Genomic DNA, 20024 nt, shown 5'->3' on the forward strand with positions numbered 1-20024 from the left:
CAATATTTTTTATATAAATTTTCAATTTATTATAAATCTATAAACAACAAATTAATGCTTATCTAATTTAGATAAGCATTAATTTGTATATTTATTTTATATACTAATATATTCTAACTAAATAATATTTCAATTTTAAAGTAAAAAATTAATTATTTTTTTCTATTTTCTTCTTTTCAATTTTCTTTCTTACTATTAAATAAACTATTAAATTTGTGGGAATATTAAAAGAACATAATAAACCCCAAAACCAATAATATTTATTTCCTCTTTTTCTTGCATCCCTAAAAACCCATGTTCCTTGTATAATAAGTATTATAAAAAGAAATATATAAATAATCTTGTTATCCATTAGATTCACTTCCTTTTATCTGTTTAATGGATACGATTACCAATACGATAGGCGATACAATTACTGCTAAGATTAAATAAAATTTAATTAGATTTGGAAGAATTATAGAGGTAACTATTCCTATAGCTATAATTAATATACAAATACACAAAAATATTAATAGCTCAAGTTTTTCTTTTCTTCTATTTTTTATCTCCTCACCTTTTAAAATATTTTCTAATATATTTACATTTATTTTTTTATCCTCTTCTATTTTTATAATTGAAGTTAGTTTTTTTAACTTTTGCTCTAATTCCTTTACTTCTGATGGATTTTCTTCTATGATTTTATCATTAAATTTCTCCTCATAATACTTGTCTATAATATTTTCTTCTAATTTTCTTTTAGCCACTAATTATTACCTCCTTCCAATCTTCTCATCAAATATTTAACAGAATAATGAAGTCTGGATCTTACTGTACCTATCGGACACTTTAAGATCTCACTTATCTCTTCATATTTATAGGTATAATAATGCTTTAATATAAACACTGCTCTTTTTTCCTTAGGAAGTTCTTTTAATAACATTAATATATTTTCATAATTCAATTTAGTTATAATTTCCTCTTCTATATCTACTTTTGAGATTTCATCATAATTTTCAATAGATACAAATCTTCTTTTCTTTTTTAAACTATCTCTATAAATATTAGTTGCAATAGTAATCATCCAAGTAGAAAACTTACCAGTAGGCTTATATTTTTCTATATTTAATACTACTTTTACTATGGTATCATTTATAACATCAGAGGCTTCATCTGCATTTCCTGTTAACTTTAAAACATATCCTGATAAAATATTATAATTATTTAAAATTAGAGTATTTAATGCACTTTTGTTTCCATCTTGTGCTTCTTTTATCAACTTTTCATCACTCAAAGTGAAACCTCCTTTCTCTTATTTTTCCCCTCATTATATAACTGTTTTTATCATCAAAAAGTTCAAAGTTTTATTTAACTTATTCCTTATATAATAAATCTAAAATAACCTGTTGTGCTAAAAGATACTCATTAATAGGATTTTTTTATTATTCATAGTACATTGGCATAGTAATCCTAAGAATTTAAAATGTTTTTTAAAAGTTATCCAAATATTAAATCCTTGATTTTTGCAATATTAATTGTTATTTAAAGATTTTATTTATGAAAACAAAGATTATGGGCTAAAATTTATTTTGTTATTCTAGAAATTAGTCCCCACATAGATTTTGCTAAAACTCTTGGATATTTAATTGTCCAGAAAGCTGAGAAAAGAAGTTTCAACTCTCCGATTGTTTTTGAAAAAAAATCACTTTTCAACTGTTTTGAAACTTTAACTTTAGAATTAGCACGTTTTATAGTTAATAGTACTATGGATTAGATTTCCAAATGTAAAGCAGTTTTCTCCAATATAGCCTTTATCTCCACAACTGTTGTAAAAAATGGAGCGGTAGCCGTTAAGTCCCATATTGCGACCTCCTTATCGTTCGTATCAGCTGAAGTTAAGATGAAATCTGATATATATCCATCTAGAGCTATGATAGTACGTAATTTAAAAACCTATAGTAAGTTTGTTTCTTGGAAGCATATTTTACCTAGGCAGCCTCCGGCTTAAAAGATCTGTGAAAGTGTGCCCCACCAAAAGCGCATACTGGTAAGTAGGTATTAGTTAGTCTATGATTCTAACCTGATCATGTTGATAGTTAAGGAAACTTAGTTCTTTGCTGAATAACTAACACAAAAGAGATTTTCTAGTTCTATGAAATCTTGTTCTAGTACAAAATTTAGAAAATGTTTCTCTTGGGGATTTTTTTGAGAAAAAAATCCAAACCATGCTTTTCAGAATCAATAGTTAAAAGTTCACCCACTAAGGATAGAGTTATAATTTCACTATCTGACATTATTGCTTTATCATCAAGGTGGCGATACTTTTATGTATGCTGGAGTTACTTTTTGGTAAATATCATCAATTATAACATAAATGACAGTAATAAAATCTTTTAAGTTGTTTATTGTTATAGAATTTTTTATTTAAGTTTGTATATTGCTTTCCTCCTATCATTGATTGTTGGTTCTTTTGATGATAGATTAGCAAAAATGCTAGAGTTTTTCTATTTGTAAATATTGCTAATGATTAACTAGCACAACGAGTTAAAATATTATAAATATAATATATTTCTATAAACAAACCTATGTACCATTTCATACATCTTTTAATTGTAAATTCTATTGAACTATCCTATTAAATAAAAAAAGTGTATGTCATCTTATTAAACAACATACAATTAAATAATCTAATATCTATATGTTATAAAGCTTATCAATCAATAACTAAATATCAAGTTGTATAGTTATATTAAAATATTCTTTTATAAATGAATGCTAAAGTTTTACTATCTATTAAAATAAAGATTCCCAACATTATAAATATTATTGGAACAAAAATATGACTATATTTTTCAATAAATTTTTGGACAAGTGGATGTTTCGAAAGTTTTAGAGCAATAAAACACCATATTGCTACCATGAACATAAAGATTACTACTGTTACTATAATACTTACTAAATCCATCCTTGTAAAAAGAGGTATATAAATTCCAATATTATCTCCACCATTAGCAAAAGTTACACTAGACACTTTTATCACAGCTGAATTAATAAATCCTCTACTGAAAATTTTCTGCTCCCTAATCTCAGTATTAGTTATTTCTTCAAATTTATTATTCTCAATGTCTTTAACTTCTCGATAGGCTATATTTTCCTTGCTTTTACTTTTTTTCTTATAGTCCACATATGCCCTTATTCCTAAATATATTGGCACAAATCCAAGAATACCTATATATTCATATGGAATTATAGATACTCCTAATGCTCCTATGATACTTATTATAACTAATACTCCAATCCCTAAATACTGTCCAATAAATATATGATGAGTCTTCATAGCATTACTTGTTTCTGAGAAAAATATCATAAGTATAAATATATCATCAATGTTGGTACTAATAAAAGAAATAAAAGCCATTATTACTGTGCTAATCACTAAAATCCACCTCTATATTATAATCTTTTGCTTTCATTCTTAATTTATTATAATAAATATTTTAATATACAAATATATATTAAATCTGTAGATTAAAATAAAGATATGTATCCTCTAATAACATTATAGAAAATACATATCTTTGCCTTTAAATTTTATTTGTCATAATTTCCTTTTAAAATTTTATCATTAAAATTTAAAATAAATTGTTTATCATAAAAATCAGAGCCATTTATCAGATTGAAATTTTCAAGTTTATCTATGCCTAAAAGAATTAAAACATTATTGTTTTTATTTTTTGAAGTATTAGAAACTAACATTCCACTTATATTATTATTCTTTATAATAACATCATTAAATTTAATCTCCTCTTTTGAAAAATCTATAGAGAGCTTGTCTATAATAGAGTTAAGTGCTGTATTTTCATTATTATCTCCAATAAATATTAAGCTTTTTTCTCTAAGTTCATTCTCAGTCATATCCTTATCTTCTTTAATTGTAACACTTACTCCTAAACCATTTTCTAGCGTCATTTTTAACGTATTTGCCATTATGTTAGCTCTATCCTTTTCTTCTTTAGACATGTTTGCTTTTGAAGGTTTTACTAAATATACATCATAATTATCTAAAGCTTGTACAAAAAATGCTCCAAAATTATTTTTTCCTTCTTTTCTTAAGTACTCAATCCATTGCTTAGCCTGTTCTCGTTTTTCTTTCCCTTCCTCTTTTTTTATTTCTTTAAGTTCAGACAATTCACTTTCATTCAATTTAAGGTTTTCAGGATAAAAGTTTTTAGAATTGATATCTGATAACAGTTGTTCCTTTGCTGCTTGTCCACCAATTCTTTCAATTACATCTAAAAGTGAATCTAAGGTAGCATTTTTTAACGCATTTTCACCATAATAAGTTCTTATTATTTCTAAAAATTTCTCTTCTCCTAAATTTTGTCTAAGGTTTTCAAATACTAATGCACCCATGCTATAAACTGTTTTCCCCCATTCTCTTGGATTTATTTCATTTACAGATGAATTTATAGGACTTGAAATGTCTTTAAAATAATCCATCCTATCTCTTAAGCTAAGTGTTATGCCAAGAGGTGAATATTTTCCTTGAGTTTTTTCAAAATAATATGCAGTGGAAAAGGCTGTTAAAGATTCATCTAAAAAAGGATTCTTAAATTCATTATTACCTACTGTTACATACCACCATTGATGTGCTACTTCATGAACCATTGATTCTTCTGTAAACGTAGGATTAACATTATATTTCCCCATTTGAATTAATTGAGGATACTCCATAGCAAATCCCTCTACATAGGTCTCTACAGTATCAAATTCCTTATATGGATACTTGCCAAAGTTTTTGCCAAAGAAACTTAATGCATCTATAGTTAAATTTAGTAATTCTTCAGCATTTTTAGTAGTATTTTCATTTCCATCATAAATATAAAAGCTATTAACTGTTATGCCATCTACTTCTTTAGTAATAACTTTAAATTCTGGACTCATAATAAATACAAAATCTCTAACTTTTTCAGCTATAATATCATAGGTTTTAGTACCATCTTTTTCGTTTTTACTTGAATTAGTTATACCGGTAGAAGCCAATTCCATATTACCCGGTACATTTATAGAAACCTTATAATTTGCTATATCACTATAATTGGATTCTCCTACAGGATGGAAAGGATTTTCATCCCAAGTATCAGTTTCAATATCATAAATAGATATTATTGGATACCAATTTGTAACAGAATAAACTTTATCATAATATCCTAATCTATTTTGGCTCATTGGTAATTTAAGTGTAAAATTTATTTTTATGTCTACCACTTCATTTGGCTTTATACCTTCTGTAGGTATAATTTTTAAGATTTGATTATCTTGACTAAATTTCATTTCCTTGTTTCCAATAGTAACTTTAGTTATATTTATATCACCAATTTCTTCTTTCTCAAGTTTTTCTTTTTGTATGCCTATAGTTGGCATTGTCTCTACACTTCCGTAAGAATCAGCATATAGATGAAATACTAGTGATTTGAGATTTTTTCCATAAGTATTAGTAAATTTAACACTTTCAGTAGCTGTGAAAGTTTTATTAGGTTCATCAAATTTGACATCAATATTATATTGAGTTAAATTATTTTCAATATTAGTTACAGAATTTTTTAACTTATCATTAGATAATTGCAATTCTGTCATTGCAAATACTAAAGATGAATTAAAGGATAGTAGCATTACTAATACTAAAATACTACTTAAGATTTGTTTGCAAAATTTTCTCTCAAACAATTAAAATCATCTCCATTTACTATTATTTTTTACTTATTATGTATATCATATCATATTTTATAAAATTATGTATATTATTACTATATATAGCACTAATGTAATTATTATATAATTTAAATAAAAAATGATGGATGCCTTGACTTTTTACCAATGCATCCATCATCTCTAATATACTAAGATTATTTTTATTCAGTTTTAATAAATCTTAAAATGATTAAAGTATTTTATTTTCTACAAGCTCTTTTCTATTTATTTATATTAACTAACTGGCTTGCATGATTGAATTTTTAGTGCTGGTGATTGAGGTGGAATTGAACTGGTCATTATTGCACTTAATCTAATAAATACAACATCACCTTTTGCAAAATTACCTTCTTTAACTTCTTTACCTTCACAATCTAAAATTTTAGTATCTGGTCCAACGACAGCTACTAATTTTTCTTTATATACCTTCTGTCCTTTTATGTATCCTTGTGCTAATACCATAGTATTTCCTTGGTTATCTTTATTAACTTCTAAAACTTCACCCATAAATATTGGGCCTCTATGTTTTTCTCTAGCCATTACAGGAACACCTATAGAAACAATAAAAAGAGCAACTAAAGCTGATATTATTATATTCTTCATCTTCATAATTTTAAATGCCTCCTTACATATTTTATACAAAATTATCTTTTGCTATTAATAAAATATTATTCTTTATATACTAAAATACTTTTTTAAATAATATTATATTTTTAAATTTATAGTTTCTTCAACACAGAAGTTTTTTAATTATTTGCAAAATGTTATTATTATAATAATTACTAAATCATGGAGGAAGGTATATGTTTAATAATATTAAGGTTATATATTTTGACATGGGAAATACTCTTTTACATTTTCATTACGGTGATTCTAATGAAGAGAAAGATATGGCTGGACTTCACAAACTAACTGAATATTTAAATAAATTCCACTCTAAAATAAGCTTTGAAGAAGTTAGAGTAGGATTTTATAATAACTGGATGAGTATTATGAAATTGAGAAAAGAAACTCTTATAGAATATCCTATTGAAGAATTTCTAAATGAATTTCTTAAAAACTATGATGTATATCTTACAATTAATCAATGTATTGAAGCAATACATATATTTTATGATGAATATAAAAAACAACTGCACTTCGAGGAAGATCTCTATAAAACCCTAAATAAAATAAAAGAAAAAGGATATAAAATAGGAGTAATTTCTAATACTTGTTATTATGATGAAATTATGATTGATTGTTTTAAAGTTTCAAATTTATATGAGCTAATTGATGATTTTACCTTCAGCTATTCTCTAAAGCTATGTAAACCAAGAGAAGAAATATTTAAAAAAGCCTTAGAAAAAATGAATGTATGTGGAAAAGAATGTCTTATGGTAGGTGATAATTTAAAATGTGATATTAAGCCAGCCTTAGATTTAGGTATGAAAACTATATGGTTAAACAAAAATCAAAGTAAAAATCCTACAGAAATAAAACCACATATCATAATTTCTAATTTACATGAAATAAATAATTATATATAATCAATTCACAATTAAGAATTGATTAACTGTAGCGGCGAACAGTGTTTGCCATATATTATTGAATAAACATTAAATTATAAGAAACATTAAAAGAACTGGCGAACACTGTTCGCCCCTACAATGACTAGCAATTGCATTGCTAGTCAAAAAATTCCATTAAAGAAATTAGTTTTATTAGAACTAATTTCAACCATAATTATTAATTGTCCATTGTTTAAAGTTATAAATTGAAATACTCAAGTATGCAATTATAAAGTTAATTTTCAATATAGTTTTTTATCTATATATCCATATCTCTCATTTCAATTTCAGTACCTTCTGGCGCTTTAATTTTAAATATATGCCCATTTTCAACTTTATAAATTTCTTTTCCATTTTTAATCTTGAAATTGTTATAACCTAATTTTTTTATCCTATCAAATTCTTTCTGAATATCCTCAACTAAAAAACACATGTGTACTATTCCTTGATTTAATGAATTCCAGCTATTTAACTTCTCTCCCTTTTTACCAGTTTGCAATTCAATCATAAATGTTCCTAATCTCAGCCAAGTATTAAAATCTCTGCTATGAAAATTTGCTGTTTCTGTAACTAATTCAAAACCTAAAATTTTAGTGTAAAATTCAAGCGATTCTTTATATTTTTCTGTTTGAATGCAGACATGATGCATCATCTTTATGCTCATAGTATATTCTCCTTTATATGCCTAATTTTAAAATAGTATTTTCTATTAAATTATATAGGATATTAATATAAGTTGAAATAATTAAAATTATCATATATATGATAAAAACTTAAATAAATTTAATAAAGAAAAAAACCGTGGTTACCCACGGGAAAAAATTTTTTTTATTATATCAGAAGGGAATACTAATTGTGACTTAGTTATTAACATACTAAGTCACGCTTAATATCTATGATAATATTAAAGATTATTAGCTTTTAATTAAAATAATTTTATGAGATTATTCCTTGCAATATTTCTTCCATTATAAATCTCATTCCATTAAAACCAACCAGTGGTTTTCTATCATATATAAGTATCTTTTTTACATTTGGACTACTAATTTGTATTTTTGAGGCTGCTTCATTTAAACTGTAAATAAATTCTCCATCCCCTAATAGCAGATTAGTCTTACTATTTATTAGCTCATTTTTCTTACTATCTGTAGGGTTTACATATAGCTTTCTTTCTATTTTCTCATTAAGCTTCATATATTCACCTTTTAAATTGTGATTTATTACTACAGATTCTACTCCAAGACCTAATTCTTCTTCTACAAATCTACTCATTCCGTTTACAACATCGTAATATCCAGTAACTAAACACTTAGTATTATTTATTACCTTTCTTGTGTGATGTTTAAATCTTACAAGAGCTTCTCTACATTTAATCTTACTTCTTTCTAAATAATCATTATTACATTTTATTCCTGTTAACTTTTCTATAGAGTTAATAAAATCTAAAGTACCACTAGTTCCATAAAGGCATGGAGTTATATACTCCATATTATATTTTTTCTTTAGTATTTTTGAAGCATCTATTCCTTCAGACCTTACAACTATATTAAAACTTGCTTCAGAAGCTTTTTTTATTTTTTCTATAGAACTTCCATTTGTAAATATTGTGTGTATTTTCATTCCAAAGCCCTGTAACATAATTTCTTCTATTTCTAATAAATCACTATTAAAATTATAATAATCTGGAGTAAATCCAATTATGTTATAAGTCATATACTTTTTCTCCTTAGGAGGCTCTACAATTTTATCACATAACATTTTTAATGCTTCTCTTACACCTAAAGAGAAATCTCCTTTTATTTTTCCAAAATATAAGGGGATGGCTTTTCCTTCTAGCTTACCACCCATCTTAAGAAGAAAATCTTCTCCATCGAATCCAATAATTGAACATAAAGTTGATGGAGCTACGAAAATAATTTCGGGTTTTCTATCATCATATATTTCTAAAATTCCTTTTTTAAGCGGTTCTATGTCTCCAGAAATAATTTGAGATTCATTTAATCGGCAGCAATAAACTTCTCCTTCTCTATCAACATTAAATTTTTCATACATGGAATTTAAATAATGAGCTGTGCTTATAGCTCCATATTCTACAATTATGCTATTTTTAATGTTTAAAAGTGTCCATAAAAAACCCATTCTAAAGTTAGGTAATGGTAAAAAACTATTATTCATGTCTATCCCCCTTTACAATTTTATGATTCTTTCTATCCTAAGAAAGTTACTACTAAAGATACAGTTATATTTATTAATTAAATCACAAATATTTCTATAATTTAAAATTCAATCAATGCTATAATAAGATTTTAAATTTCGATTTTAAAATATAAATAAAAAAACTTCTCAACCACAATGATTAAGAAGTTACATACCAATATAAATATACACTAATTATGTATATTTAATAATTTCAAAATAACACTCACCATCTCTCGTAGTTTAACTGTGTTTAGATCTAGGCAGGTCTTCTGGCTAAAGAATCAACACTTTCCTAACCTTCCCAAACAAAAGTTCAGTGGCACAACTAGGAAAATTCCTCTCTTACAGCGACGGGATCGCGTGGGATTTACACCCAACTTCCCTTTTAATCAATTAAAATATTTTAATTGAACCTAATCTATTCTATTAACTTTTCAACATTTAAAATGTTATCATAATTCAAAATATTTTTCAAGTAGTAAACTATAATAATTTTCCATATTTAAAAAATTTATAAATATTAGCCATGGACATTTCTCAGTTATCACTGAGAAATTTAGAATTGATCTTGTAGCGGCGAACAGTGTTCGCCATATATTATTGAATTATTAGATACCTAAAAAACTAGCAATTGCATTGCTAGTCAAAAAGTACATTAAAGAAATTATTTTTTCAAAAAATAATTTCCTATAGAATAAATAAAGTACTAGATAAATCTAGTACTTTATTTCTCTACTACTTCTGCTTGTTTTAATGTGTAACTTTTTTTAAATTTTTTAAAACATATAAATGACACTATTAAACTTATACTTTCAGCAAAAGGTACTGTTAACCACACACCATTAATCCCTAAAATTTTAGGTAATATTATAAGTCCTATTAAAATAAATACAATACCTCTACTAATAGAAACTATAGATGATGCTCTTGCATTTTCAATTGATTGGAAATAAGAAACCATAGAAATATTGCATCCCATAAATATAAACGCCATGAAATAAAGTTTTATACCTCTTACAGTCATAGTCATTAATTCAGTATTCTCATTATTAAATAAAGAAACTATAAATTTAGGGAAAATCAAACCTATAGAATAAAATATTATTCCAAATATTCCTGCTGTTATAATAGCTAATTTTAAAGATTTATAAACTCTTTTTTCTTTTCTAGCACCATAATTTATACTTATTATTGGCTGTATTGCTTGTGCTATACCATAAAATATAGCTGCACAAATTAATGATATATTAGCTATTATACTATAGGCAGAAACACCTATAGAGCCTACTAATCCCCAAATCACATTATTAAAAGCAAATATTATCATTGCATTTGACATTTCCATTATAAAACTTGGTGTACCATTTTTAAATATTCTAGTTATAGTATGAATATTTAATTTAAATTTATTAATTTTTAATTTTAAAGTATTGTTACCTTTTATAAAGTGAAGACTTAATAAAAGTAAAGTTATTGTGGGAGAGCAAACTGTAGCTGTTATTGCCCCTTTCATTCCCCATCCTAATTTCATTATAAATATATAATCTAATACTACATTTGAAAGGTTACCTATTAGTACACTCCACATAGCAAGTTTTGGATTTCTATCATTACGAACAAATACTGCTAGCATTTGAGATAATATAAATGCAAAACTAAACATCATTAATAGTCCTAAATAATCTTTAACTAGCGGAAATATTTCTTCTGTAGCTCCTAAAAAATAGCATAGCTGATCAATGAATACTACACCAAAAAAAGTAAATAAAAGTCCTAAAAATATACTTATTATTATGGAAGTTGTAAATATTTCATTAACCTTATCATATTCTTTTTGTCCCATAGATACAGAAGCTGCTGTAGCTCCTCCAATTCCTAATAAAAGCCCCACAGCACCTAGTACATTATACATAGGAATAGCAATGCTAAGAGCTGCTAATCCTTCACTTCCCACTCCACGCCCAATAAATATAGTATCAAAAAGTATATTTAAAGATATCCCAAGCATACCAGCAATACTTGGAACTAAATATTTAATAAATATCTTTTTTATATCATCATTTAATAAATCTGCTCTCTTGCTCATATTATTACCTCCCTTAAAATAAAATCACAGCTAAAAGTTATTTTAAAGGTTATAGTAGCTATAATGTCAAGAGTTTTTAATAGGAATTTGTATTTCTTTTATATATTCACCTTTATAATCGGAAAAAGCACTATCTATTATAGTTATTAATATACCGTCACCTATAACTTCTAATTTATTATCTTTTATATATTTCATCAATTCTTCATAATATTTTCCACATTCATCATTATCCCCATTATATGCAATAGTGGCATATTTACCTTTAGGTAAAATATTTAGATGCTCTCCATTTATTATATTTTCTTCAAATATTAATCCTACGGTTTTACAATGATTATAGTTACCTTCTTCTATATCTTCCTTTGACGTAATACATGCTATTACTCCATTAAAGAGTGAAAGATCATCTTTAAGCATTTTATACAGTTCTTTCAAACCATACTCAAAGTCTATAGTGTCAATATTATGCTCTAAATTAAAATACGCTATTTTTCTAGATTTTAACTCTCTAATAGAGCATTTATAAGCACTATCATTATTTTGATAACTTTCAATTAGTTCTACTCTGCTTCTTATACTGTTTAAATGTTTATTAAGGGTTTCTATTTCTCTTATTATCATTTTTTCTTGATGCTTTAATAACCTTATCATAGAATTTAAATCTCTATCATGAAAATAATCTTTAATTTCTTCTAATGGAACGCCTAGCTTTTTAAAGAATAGTATTGAATCCAAGGTAGCAAACTGCTCAATGTCGTAGTATCTATATTTATTTTCATAATCTATATGTTGAGGCTTAAAAAGACCTATTTTATCATAATATCTTAGGGTTTGTGAAGATATATTATGAAGTTTAGCCATCTCACCTATTAAAACCTTATTTCTCACAAGCGCCCTTCCTTTCAGAATGTTTTTATTTAATGTTAATATTTAAAATAATAAGTTAAAGATGTTTATATAGAAAAAGCCTTGTCATAAAAATAGACAAAACCTTTAAATATTATATTATGCTAACTAAAAAAACATATAATGAACAACACGTATATTATTTAGTGTATTGCTTTGCTCTTTTTATAAGTTTTCCATATAAATAAACATCATGTGCATCAAAATGTTCAATTGTAAACATTTTGGTTTTAAACCATGCCACATCAGTGTTCTCGTCTGGCTTTACTACCAATTTCTCAAGTTCATTACATATAAGTATATATGCTACTGATAAATGCAAGTGAGAACTCACATATTTTCCTCTCTTATTATGGCCATGAACCGGAAGAATATCAACAGATGCAATTTTTTTAGATAGAGGGACTATATTTAATACGCCCGTTTCTTCTCCTGCTTCCTTAATAGCTACATGCAATAAATCTGAATCACCATCAGCATGTCCACCTGTCCACGCCCATACTCCACGAATATTATGGTGAATCATTAACACTTTATCTAATGATTTATTCATTATAAATCCTGAACTTGTAATATGCGCAATCTCATTTGTCCTTAGCAAAACATTATCTCTATACTGGTCAATATAATTTAAAATTATTTTTTTGTCGTTGTATTCCTGCTGATTATCTGGTATGAACTTAATAATTTCTTCTACAAAATCCATCTTCTCTGTACCTCCAAAATTATGTACAACGTAAAAGCTAGCTATTACTTCATACTTATAATGTACAAAATAAAAAATTCTTCTTTAGATAAATATTTTATAACTTGAATATTTTTCTCTTTTTAAAAATCATGAGTTGTTCTTAATGATTCTTTTTAACCCGCCAGTGTCTTGAAGAAGCCTTCTTGAATTATCCTGTTCTATTCTTTATCTAATTCTTCTATAGCAGAATATTTCCTTAGCTTCAATATAGCACATTATGCCCTCTAAAGTAATTTATTTGAATTAGGATTGTTCAAAAACCATTTCTTAATTATACTTTTTTCATGCAATAGTCTTACATTAATAGCTTCTCACTTCTGCTTCCATCTTTGTTTAATATATCAAAATATTCCATAAATCCTCTTCCTAAATTCATATATATGTTTCATAATTAAAATTATCTTCAAAAAAATTATACCATATTTAACTAAATATGCATCAATATGTTTAGTAAATATGGTATAATTATTCATAATTTTCTTTTAATTCAAATTGTTACTTATTTGGGTTCAGCGTCCTTAATTTTAGATAAGTTTCTTTGCCACTTGCCCAATTTTTTAAATTAATTAAACGCTCACCATTATCTCCATGCTCTTCATTGTTAAAAGCCTCCTGTAGTCTTTCACAGGGCAGCTGTGAGCAATGTCCACAATGATTGTATCCCTTATCAATGGAGCATTTTGCAATTGAACACTCTCCCCAAAAGGGCTTACTTTTACAATCTTGACAGCCTGGACAGTTTGTTTTTTCCTTCCATTCGCATACCCCACAGTAAGCACCACACATTCCAATCATTTTCTTATCCATATATAATTCCCCATTCTTATTTTTAAAAATATTTTATTTTTAAAAATTTCTCCTATATAAAATAAGTCATGAAATTTTTATTTAACTTGTTAAAAATTTTCCTATAAATATCTCTAAAACTACTAATTAAGAAATCTTAAATCTTCAAATATATTATCAATCCAAACTTGAATATATTTTGTTTCAAACTTTAATATGCAGTATTCAGGATCATTAATTCCAAGTGGGAAATGCTCTATAAACCAGTCTTGCCAAAGTTCTTCTTTTATATTTTTATCTTCTACAATGGTAATATCACCATTTAATGTAATGTTATTACGATCTACATTATAACAAATGCTAGCCTTACAATTCCTTTGAAAATTCTTAGTCTTATTAGAGCTTGTCCCTGTAGAAAACCATGCAATATTTATTCCTTCTGTCTTTAAATTTGAGATTGTAGCAGTTCTTGGATAGCCATCTTCATCAATGGATGAAATGGTAGCCACTTCTGCTCTCTCCATTAACTCTTCAGCCTTTATAAGTAAATCTTTTGTCATAGAAAAAACATCCTCTCTATCTTTTTTCTACATGATATCATAGTGAACTTGCCAACTGTATGTCATGTTCATTTATACTTATTTAAAATATTTTCTGCACATACTTTCAACTGATCTATTATAGATTTAGGTGATAAAACTTCTACCTTGTCACCTAGTCCCATTATAAACTTTATGGCAAAATCATGATTAGTATAATGCAAATCAAATTTAATACGATTATCTTCAGTGATTTCATATGAATTCACCCCATAGCTTTCAACCACTTCATACTCAATAGATCGATCTATAAGCATAGTGATAACTTTTTCATCTTTAGTAAAATAATTATCTAATTCAGTTAGTCCAGTTGGAATGTGACGAATAGTAAATCTTATATCACTTTCTTTAACAGAATTCATTCTATTAAGCTTAAAAAGTCTAAAATCCTTACGTAATTTACAATAACCAAAAACATACCATGCAGACCATTTAAAAGTAATAAAATAAGGTTCTACACATCTTTTAGATATTCCCTTAGGAGAAAAATATTCAAAGGTCACTTCACTTTTATCATAAATTGCTTTTCTTAATATACTTATTTTCTGAGAAAGGCTTGTTTTATAAAATGAAGATAAATCTATAAACATGTTATTACTAATCGATATAATATCCTCTCCCTTTGGCATAAGCTTTTCTAAAAGTAACTTAACATTGCTATCATGTGATATGCTTTCTATACTTTTTAAGCCTATCATTATATTATCAAGCTCCTCAATGGTCAATATATTTTTATTAAGCTTATATCCCTCCGAAATGCCAATACCTCCATTGCCATCTTGATAGGTTACTATTGGTATGCCAGCTTTACATAAATCTTCTATATCTCTATATATTTGTACGTATTGATACTTCAAATTTTTCAGCTAAATCCTTTGATTTTACTTTATCATTATTTAAAAGAACTGTTATTATGCCTAGTAATCGATCGATTTTCATTGTAATACTCCCCTTTGATAATATTTCTGCATAATCGTAGTGGCGTACAGTGTTCGCCATATATTATTAGATGTATCTTAAACTATAAAACGTACTAAAAAGGACTGGCGAGCACTGTTCACCCCTACAAGAAAACACTAGCAATTGTATCGCTAGCTAAAAAATCCATTAAAGAAATTATTTTTGATTAAAAATAATTTCCATCTTAATTGTGCACTTTGTATTGTGAATTGTGAATTAAAATACTAAAAGTTTTAACGTAGTTTATTTATATATTACAGCTTATTATAATAAAATACCGTAAAACTTACTACTAAGTAATACGGTACTAAAATATATATTAATATCTTTAAATCTTATTTATTAAATTATTGGTGCATCATTTAACACGATAATCATACATTGTATAGAATTCTAACATTATAAAGATTTTATATATAAATTTTTAGATAATTGTCTAAGTCTATTCTCATCTAATATATATACTGTTTTATTCTTACATTTTATAATTCCTTCTGTTTCAAGCTCTTTAAAAGTTCTGTTTAAGTGCCTATAGGTTGTTCCTAAAAACTGAGCAATTTCTATAAAAGATGAACTTAAAATTATATAATCTTTATCTGTTATATGCTCAACTAAATAGCTAGATAATCTATTTATAAGGGGATATACAAAGTTGTAGGAACTATTATTAATAGTTGCATAAAGTTTTTCACTTAAAGAATCTATTAAATGGTGCAAAAACTTTATATTGTTTAAATATTTTTCCTAAGTATATCTGCAGGCATTGCTATCAAATAAGTATCTTCTATTGCATCTATATTGCACCTTATAGGTATATTTTTTAAAAGCTCTAAATCTCCTATGGTGTTAAATTCTCTATAAAATTTTAAAAACATAGATTTTCCATTTTCAAAAAGATAAGAAATTTTAATTTTTCCATCTACAAGTAAATAATAGTACTGAAGCTCAGATTCTGCTTCTAGTATATATTCATCTTTTTCATAAAAATGAAGTTGTGTATACTTTAACATATGTCTATCAAAAATATTTTCCATATTATGTTTATCAATATAATAGCTTAAAAGATTATTATCTAAAATTCTTCTCATAAGATCCTCCTAACATGACATATGTCATGTTCAAGCTCATAGAAATATTGTAATTTATTTATATAGTATTGTAAAGTGTAGGAGGAATTTATGTATGTATAAAAACTTAGCACTTATAAATGGCGTTATACTTGCCATAATGATTTTTTTAAATGGAATGTTAGCCAATATAACAGGACCTTATATGAGTACTCTAATCTTTCATATACTAGGATTTATATTGATTATAATTATATCTATAATAAAGAAAAATAGACTTTCAAATTTAAAGAAATTACCGCTTATGTTTTTTCTCCCGGGTATACTAAGTGTTATAACTATACTTTTAAACAATATATCTATCCCTAAAATAGGATTAACCCTTACTATAGGAATAACTTTATTTGGACAACTTGTAATGTCCAGCTTAGTAGAGCATTTTGGATTATTTGGAATGCCAGTTAACAAATTTAAGAAAGAAAAAATATTAGTATTTTCAATAATTTCATTTGGAATAATAGTTATGATTACCATGTAAGGAGAGATAATATGATGTATATATTCTTATCATTCTTAACTGGAGTGACAATAGTTATAAATATGATGTTAAATGGAAAAGTTGCTCAAAAAGAAGGTATGATAAATGGAGTTATTATAAACTACCTAATGGCTACCATATCATCTATTTTATTATGCGCTATTATGATAAACTCCATGCCATCTTACTCTTCTATAAAGTCTATTTCCATCCCCTATTTTTTAGGGGGATTCATAGGAGTTTTAACAACTTATATGTTTAACATTATAGTTCCTAAAGTCCCAGCAGTATATGTAGTTATACTTCGCTTTATAGGCCAAATGCTTGCAAGTGCTATTATAGATTATATATACCTAGACATTTTTTCTCAAGGTAAGATAATTGGAGGAGCACTATTTCTTATAGGACTTATAATTAATGCAAGAATTGATAATAAGTATAAACAAAAAGACCTTAAATTAAATAAAAATGTTTAAATCTATTGAATTATCCAATATTCTAAGGCTCTTTTGTAAAAGAATTTGTATGTTACAATTAGAACTATTAAATTCAATGGATCTTGCTCTGATGTGCACTGCACCCTTATACAATGAGGGATTGACAATTTAGAATGGAGAATTGTTAATACTTCTCTTTTATATGAGAAGCTTTGAATTGATTTATTTTTAAAGTCACACAGTCACTTCTATTAATAAGTCTATTTAAAGAAATTAATTTCAACTACAGTTGTGAATTTTGAATTGTACATTCTTTAAAATTACAGCTATCTTAGCTATACATTAAATCTAAATTAATTTATATATACGAGGAGGTTTATTATGAAATATGAGATTATAATATTTGATGCGGATGATACTTTATTTGATTTTAGAAAATCTGAAAGACATGCTTTTAAAAATACTATGGTTGAATTTAATATAAAATATGATGAAAATTATCATTTAAAAATATACAGTGATATAAACACAGCTATATGGAAAGAATTTGAGGATAGACTCATTACCCAAAAAGAATTAAAAATTGAAAGATTTAAAAGATTATCTGATAAATTAAATATTAACTTTAATGAGGTTGAATTTGCAAAATCATATATGAAGCATTTGTCTTTTGCATCTTTCTTATATGATGATAGTATGGATCTTATAGAAAGTTTACATAAAAATTATAGACTTTCTATAATAACTAATGGTCTTACAGAAGTTCAAGATAATAGAATAAGAAAATCTGCTATAGCAAAATACTTCGAGGATATAGTAATATCTGAGGAAGTTCAAGTATCAAAACCAGATTCTAAAATATTTGAGATAGCTTTAAACAATATGAAATATACTGATAAAAGTAAGGTGTTAATGGTAGGAGATAGCTTAACTTCCGATATACAAGGCGGAATAAATTTTTGTATAGATACCTGTTGGTTTAATCCTGATAAAATTACAAATAAAACAGAAATGAAACCTAATTATGAAATTTCCAATTTAATGGAGCTTAAGGATATACTTAGAGAACATAGATAAACTACCTTAAAGGTTAGTGTATAGTTAGATATATATAGTTCCATAATGGATTATTATTTTTTTAGGAAGTCATTTAGACTTCCTAAATGAACATTAAATGAACATTTCTAATTTGCAAAATATATATGTTTTTATAAAAACTATTATAATTGTATTGCTATCAATATAAGTATGGTATAATTTGATATAAAAAACAAGTTATTGTTTATACACATAAAATACAATTTTAGGAGGTGCACTTTATGAAAGGTTTTGGAATGAAATCAATAAATCAACCAGGATGGCTGGAAAAGGAAAAGCCTGTAGCAGGTCCTTTAGATGCAATTTTACGTCCTATCGCAGTTGCTCCATGTTCTTCTGATGTTCATGTTTTACATGGAGGATCTAGTGAAAAGAAAGATTTAATATTAGGTCATGAAGCTATTGGAGAAATTGTAGAAGTAGGTAGTATGGTTACTCGTTTTAAAGTAGGAGATATTGTAGTAGTTCCTGCTGCTACTCCTGATTGGCTTGCCTTAGGTGTTCAGGGAAAATACAATGCTCATGATACTGGATTAATGGGAAGCTTTAAATTTTTATCTTCTAAAGATGGTGTTTTTGCAGAATTTTTTCATGTAAACAATGCAGACTCCAATTTAGTTTTATTACCTAAAGGCATGGCACCAGAAGCAGCTCTTATGACTGTTGACATGATGTCTACAGGATTTCATGGTGTAGAACTTGCAGAAATTGGTTTTGGGGATACCATGGTAGTATTAGGTATTGGTCCTGTTGGACTTATGGCAGTAGCTGGAGCTAAATTAAAAGGAGCTGGAAGAATTATTGTTGTAGGTACTAGACCAAACTGTATTGAAATTGCAAAAGAATATGGTGCAACAGATGTTGTAAGTTATAAAGAAGGAGATATTGTTCAGCAAATTTTAGGACTTGTAAAAGGTGGAGTTGACGCTGTTATTATTGCTGGAGGAAATCAAGATAGCTTTGCTCAGGCTATTGCTATGACAAAAGAAGGTGGTATAATTGCCAATGTAAACTTCTTCGATGTAAAAGATACATTGAGTATGCCTGCTTATCTTTGGGGACTTGGCATGAGTAATAAAGATATCCGTGGTGGATTTTGCCCTGGTGGTGCATTAAGAATTCAAAAACTTCTTAACATGGTACAATATAATCGTGTTGATACAACTAAATTAATTACTCATAGATATTATGGATTTGATAAAATTGAAGAAGCATTTCATATAATGGATAAGAAACCAGCAGATTTAATTAAACCTGTGGTATTTATTAATTGGGATTAATTTAAATTTAAGTATATATAAAAATTAAATTAATTATATA

General features: G+C 26.5%; 20 protein-coding genes, 2 pseudogenes and 1 riboswitch. Of the genes and pseudogenes, 5 read left to right on the forward strand and 17 right to left on the reverse strand.

The features are described from left to right. Window positions 1-148: 148 nt before the first annotated feature. The 7 genes and pseudogenes from ACY1IQ_RS20190 to ACY1IQ_RS20220 form a co-directional block, all read right to left on the reverse strand. Window positions 149-352, reverse strand: a complete 204-nt coding sequence (locus tag ACY1IQ_RS20190) for a hypothetical protein (RefSeq protein WP_461615674.1) — start codon at window positions 350-352, stop codon at window positions 149-151. Continuing rightward, window positions 345-743 (reverse strand): hypothetical protein, encoded by a 399-nt coding sequence (locus ACY1IQ_RS20195; protein WP_461615675.1) that lies wholly within the window; start codon window positions 741-743, stop codon window positions 345-347. Before ACY1IQ_RS20195 ends, ACY1IQ_RS20190 begins: the two co-directional genes overlap by 8 nt. Then, the gene (gene sigY, locus ACY1IQ_RS20200) at window positions 743-1270 is read right to left on the reverse strand and encodes an RNA polymerase sigma factor SigY (RefSeq protein ID WP_461615676.1); all 528 of its coding nucleotides are present in this window, start codon (window positions 1268-1270) and stop codon (window positions 743-745) included. Before sigY ends, ACY1IQ_RS20195 begins: the two co-directional genes overlap by 1 nt. 203 nt (window positions 1271-1473) lie before the next feature. Continuing rightward, window positions 1474-2400: pseudogene (locus ACY1IQ_RS20205) on the reverse strand (IS982 family transposase). Between the two features lie 325 nt (window positions 2401-2725). Further along, on the reverse strand, window positions 2726-3412 hold the full coding sequence (locus ACY1IQ_RS20210) for a cadmium resistance transporter (RefSeq protein ID WP_461615677.1): 687 nt from the start codon (window positions 3410-3412) through the stop codon (window positions 2726-2728). Between the two features lie 155 nt (window positions 3413-3567). Further along, a complete protein-coding gene (locus ACY1IQ_RS20215; protein ID WP_461615678.1) occupies window positions 3568-5703 on the reverse strand; it encodes a M1 family metallopeptidase in 2136 nt (711 codons plus the stop codon). A gap of 258 nt (window positions 5704-5961) precedes the next feature. Next, entirely contained in the window at window positions 5962-6336 is a 375-nt protein-coding gene (locus ACY1IQ_RS20220; RefSeq protein ID WP_461615679.1) for a hypothetical protein, read from the reverse strand. 194 nt (window positions 6337-6530) lie between these two features. Between ACY1IQ_RS20220 and ACY1IQ_RS20225 the strand changes: the two genes are divergently transcribed. Next, window positions 6531-7256, forward strand: coding sequence for an HAD family hydrolase (locus tag ACY1IQ_RS20225; protein WP_461615680.1), 726 nt, complete (start codon window positions 6531-6533; stop codon window positions 7254-7256). A gap of 280 nt (window positions 7257-7536) precedes the next feature. On the opposite strand, the gene ACY1IQ_RS20230 is transcribed toward ACY1IQ_RS20225, so the two are convergent. The 10 genes and pseudogenes from ACY1IQ_RS20230 to ACY1IQ_RS20275 all read right to left on the reverse strand — a co-directional run bounded on the left by ACY1IQ_RS20230 (window position 7537) and on the right by ACY1IQ_RS20275 (window position 16652). Continuing rightward, entirely contained in the window at window positions 7537-7941 is a 405-nt protein-coding gene (locus tag ACY1IQ_RS20230) for a VOC family protein (protein WP_461615681.1), read from the reverse strand. Window positions 7942-8213: 272 nt separating this feature from the next. Next, window positions 8214-9452, reverse strand: a complete 1239-nt coding sequence (locus ACY1IQ_RS20235; protein ID WP_461615682.1) for a nitrogenase component 1 — start codon at window positions 9450-9452, stop codon at window positions 8214-8216. Window positions 9453-9717: 265 nt separating this feature from the next. After that, a riboswitch (cobalamin riboswitch) is annotated at window positions 9718-9908 on the reverse strand. Between the two features lie 292 nt (window positions 9909-10200). Then, a complete protein-coding gene (locus ACY1IQ_RS20240; RefSeq protein WP_461615683.1) occupies window positions 10201-11562 on the reverse strand; it encodes an MATE family efflux transporter in 1362 nt (453 codons plus the stop codon). Window positions 11563-11628: 66 nt separating this feature from the next. Next, window positions 11629-12453, reverse strand: coding sequence for a MerR family transcriptional regulator (locus ACY1IQ_RS20245; protein ID WP_461615684.1), 825 nt, complete (start codon window positions 12451-12453; stop codon window positions 11629-11631). Window positions 12454-12610: 157 nt separating this feature from the next. Further along, window positions 12611-13177, reverse strand: coding sequence for an NUDIX hydrolase (locus tag ACY1IQ_RS20250; RefSeq protein ID WP_461615685.1), 567 nt, complete (start codon window positions 13175-13177; stop codon window positions 12611-12613). 537 nt (window positions 13178-13714) lie between these two features. Further along, on the reverse strand, window positions 13715-14026 hold the full coding sequence (locus ACY1IQ_RS20255) for a DUF3795 domain-containing protein (RefSeq protein WP_461615686.1): 312 nt from the start codon (window positions 14024-14026) through the stop codon (window positions 13715-13717). Between the two features lie 122 nt (window positions 14027-14148). Beyond that, window positions 14149-14565 (reverse strand): pyridoxamine 5'-phosphate oxidase family protein, encoded by a 417-nt coding sequence (locus tag ACY1IQ_RS20260; RefSeq protein WP_461615687.1) that lies wholly within the window; start codon window positions 14563-14565, stop codon window positions 14149-14151. A gap of 68 nt (window positions 14566-14633) precedes the next feature. Beyond that, window positions 14634-15461, reverse strand: a complete 828-nt coding sequence (locus ACY1IQ_RS20265; RefSeq protein WP_461615688.1) for a helix-turn-helix transcriptional regulator — start codon at window positions 15459-15461, stop codon at window positions 14634-14636. Continuing rightward, window positions 15433-15603, reverse strand: a complete 171-nt coding sequence (locus tag ACY1IQ_RS20270; protein ID WP_461615689.1) for a hypothetical protein — start codon at window positions 15601-15603, stop codon at window positions 15433-15435. The genes ACY1IQ_RS20265 and ACY1IQ_RS20270 overlap by 29 nt, the downstream gene beginning before the upstream one ends. 360 nt (window positions 15604-15963) lie before the next feature. Further along, window positions 15964-16652 (reverse strand): annotated as a pseudogene (locus tag ACY1IQ_RS20275) (Crp/Fnr family transcriptional regulator). 94 nt (window positions 16653-16746) lie between these two features. Here ACY1IQ_RS20275 and ACY1IQ_RS20280 point away from each other — a divergent pair. The 4 genes from ACY1IQ_RS20280 to ACY1IQ_RS20295 all read left to right on the forward strand — a co-directional run bounded on the left by ACY1IQ_RS20280 (window position 16747) and on the right by ACY1IQ_RS20295 (window position 19984). Further along, the gene (locus ACY1IQ_RS20280; protein WP_461615690.1) at window positions 16747-17169 is read left to right on the forward strand and encodes a DMT family transporter; all 423 of its coding nucleotides are present in this window, start codon (window positions 16747-16749) and stop codon (window positions 17167-17169) included. A gap of 11 nt (window positions 17170-17180) precedes the next feature. After that, the gene (locus ACY1IQ_RS20285) at window positions 17181-17645 is read left to right on the forward strand and encodes a DMT family transporter (RefSeq protein ID WP_461615691.1); all 465 of its coding nucleotides are present in this window, start codon (window positions 17181-17183) and stop codon (window positions 17643-17645) included. 342 nt (window positions 17646-17987) lie between these two features. Beyond that, window positions 17988-18683 (forward strand): YjjG family noncanonical pyrimidine nucleotidase, encoded by a 696-nt coding sequence (locus ACY1IQ_RS20290; protein ID WP_461615692.1) that lies wholly within the window; start codon window positions 17988-17990, stop codon window positions 18681-18683. Window positions 18684-18925: 242 nt separating this feature from the next. Beyond that, a complete protein-coding gene (locus tag ACY1IQ_RS20295) occupies window positions 18926-19984 on the forward strand; it encodes an NAD(P)-dependent alcohol dehydrogenase (RefSeq protein WP_461615693.1) in 1059 nt (352 codons plus the stop codon). Window positions 19985-20024: the final 40 nt, after the last annotated feature.

It is taken from the genome of Clostridium sp. Marseille-QA1073, assembly GCF_054863625.1.

What these genes read in the sequence shown, in the direction of transcription:
- ACY1IQ_RS20230 (WP_461615681.1), bottom strand. Translation starts at nt 7,941, where the DNA reads ATGAGCATAAAGATGATGCATCATGTCTGCATTCAAACAGAAAAATAT.
- ACY1IQ_RS20285 (WP_461615691.1), top strand. Translation starts at nt 17,181, where the DNA reads ATGATGTATATATTCTTATCATTCTTAACTGGAGTGACAATAGTTATA.
- ACY1IQ_RS20260 (WP_461615687.1), bottom strand. Translation starts at nt 14,565, where the DNA reads ATGACAAAAGATTTACTTATAAAGGCTGAAGAGTTAATGGAGAGAGCA.
- ACY1IQ_RS20280 (WP_461615690.1), top strand. Translation starts at nt 16,747, where the DNA reads ATGTATAAAAACTTAGCACTTATAAATGGCGTTATACTTGCCATAATG.
- ACY1IQ_RS20225 (WP_461615680.1), top strand. Translation starts at nt 6,531, where the DNA reads ATGTTTAATAATATTAAGGTTATATATTTTGACATGGGAAATACTCTT.
- ACY1IQ_RS20270 (WP_461615689.1), bottom strand. Translation starts at nt 15,603, where the DNA reads ATGGCGAACACTGTACGCCACTACGATTATGCAGAAATATTATCAAAG.
- ACY1IQ_RS20295 (WP_461615693.1), top strand. Translation starts at nt 18,926, where the DNA reads ATGAAAGGTTTTGGAATGAAATCAATAAATCAACCAGGATGGCTGGAA.
- ACY1IQ_RS20290 (WP_461615692.1), top strand. Translation starts at nt 17,988, where the DNA reads ATGAAATATGAGATTATAATATTTGATGCGGATGATACTTTATTTGAT.
- ACY1IQ_RS20220 (WP_461615679.1), bottom strand. Translation starts at nt 6,336, where the DNA reads ATGAAGATGAAGAATATAATAATATCAGCTTTAGTTGCTCTTTTTATT.
- ACY1IQ_RS20255 (WP_461615686.1), bottom strand. Translation starts at nt 14,026, where the DNA reads ATGGATAAGAAAATGATTGGAATGTGTGGTGCTTACTGTGGGGTATGC.
- ACY1IQ_RS20190 (WP_461615674.1), bottom strand. Translation starts at nt 352, where the DNA reads ATGGATAACAAGATTATTTATATATTTCTTTTTATAATACTTATTATA.
- ACY1IQ_RS20235 (WP_461615682.1), bottom strand. Translation starts at nt 9,452, where the DNA reads ATGAATAATAGTTTTTTACCATTACCTAACTTTAGAATGGGTTTTTTA.
- ACY1IQ_RS20240 (WP_461615683.1), bottom strand. Translation starts at nt 11,562, where the DNA reads ATGAGCAAGAGAGCAGATTTATTAAATGATGATATAAAAAAGATATTT.
- ACY1IQ_RS20250 (WP_461615685.1), bottom strand. Translation starts at nt 13,177, where the DNA reads ATGGATTTTGTAGAAGAAATTATTAAGTTCATACCAGATAATCAGCAG.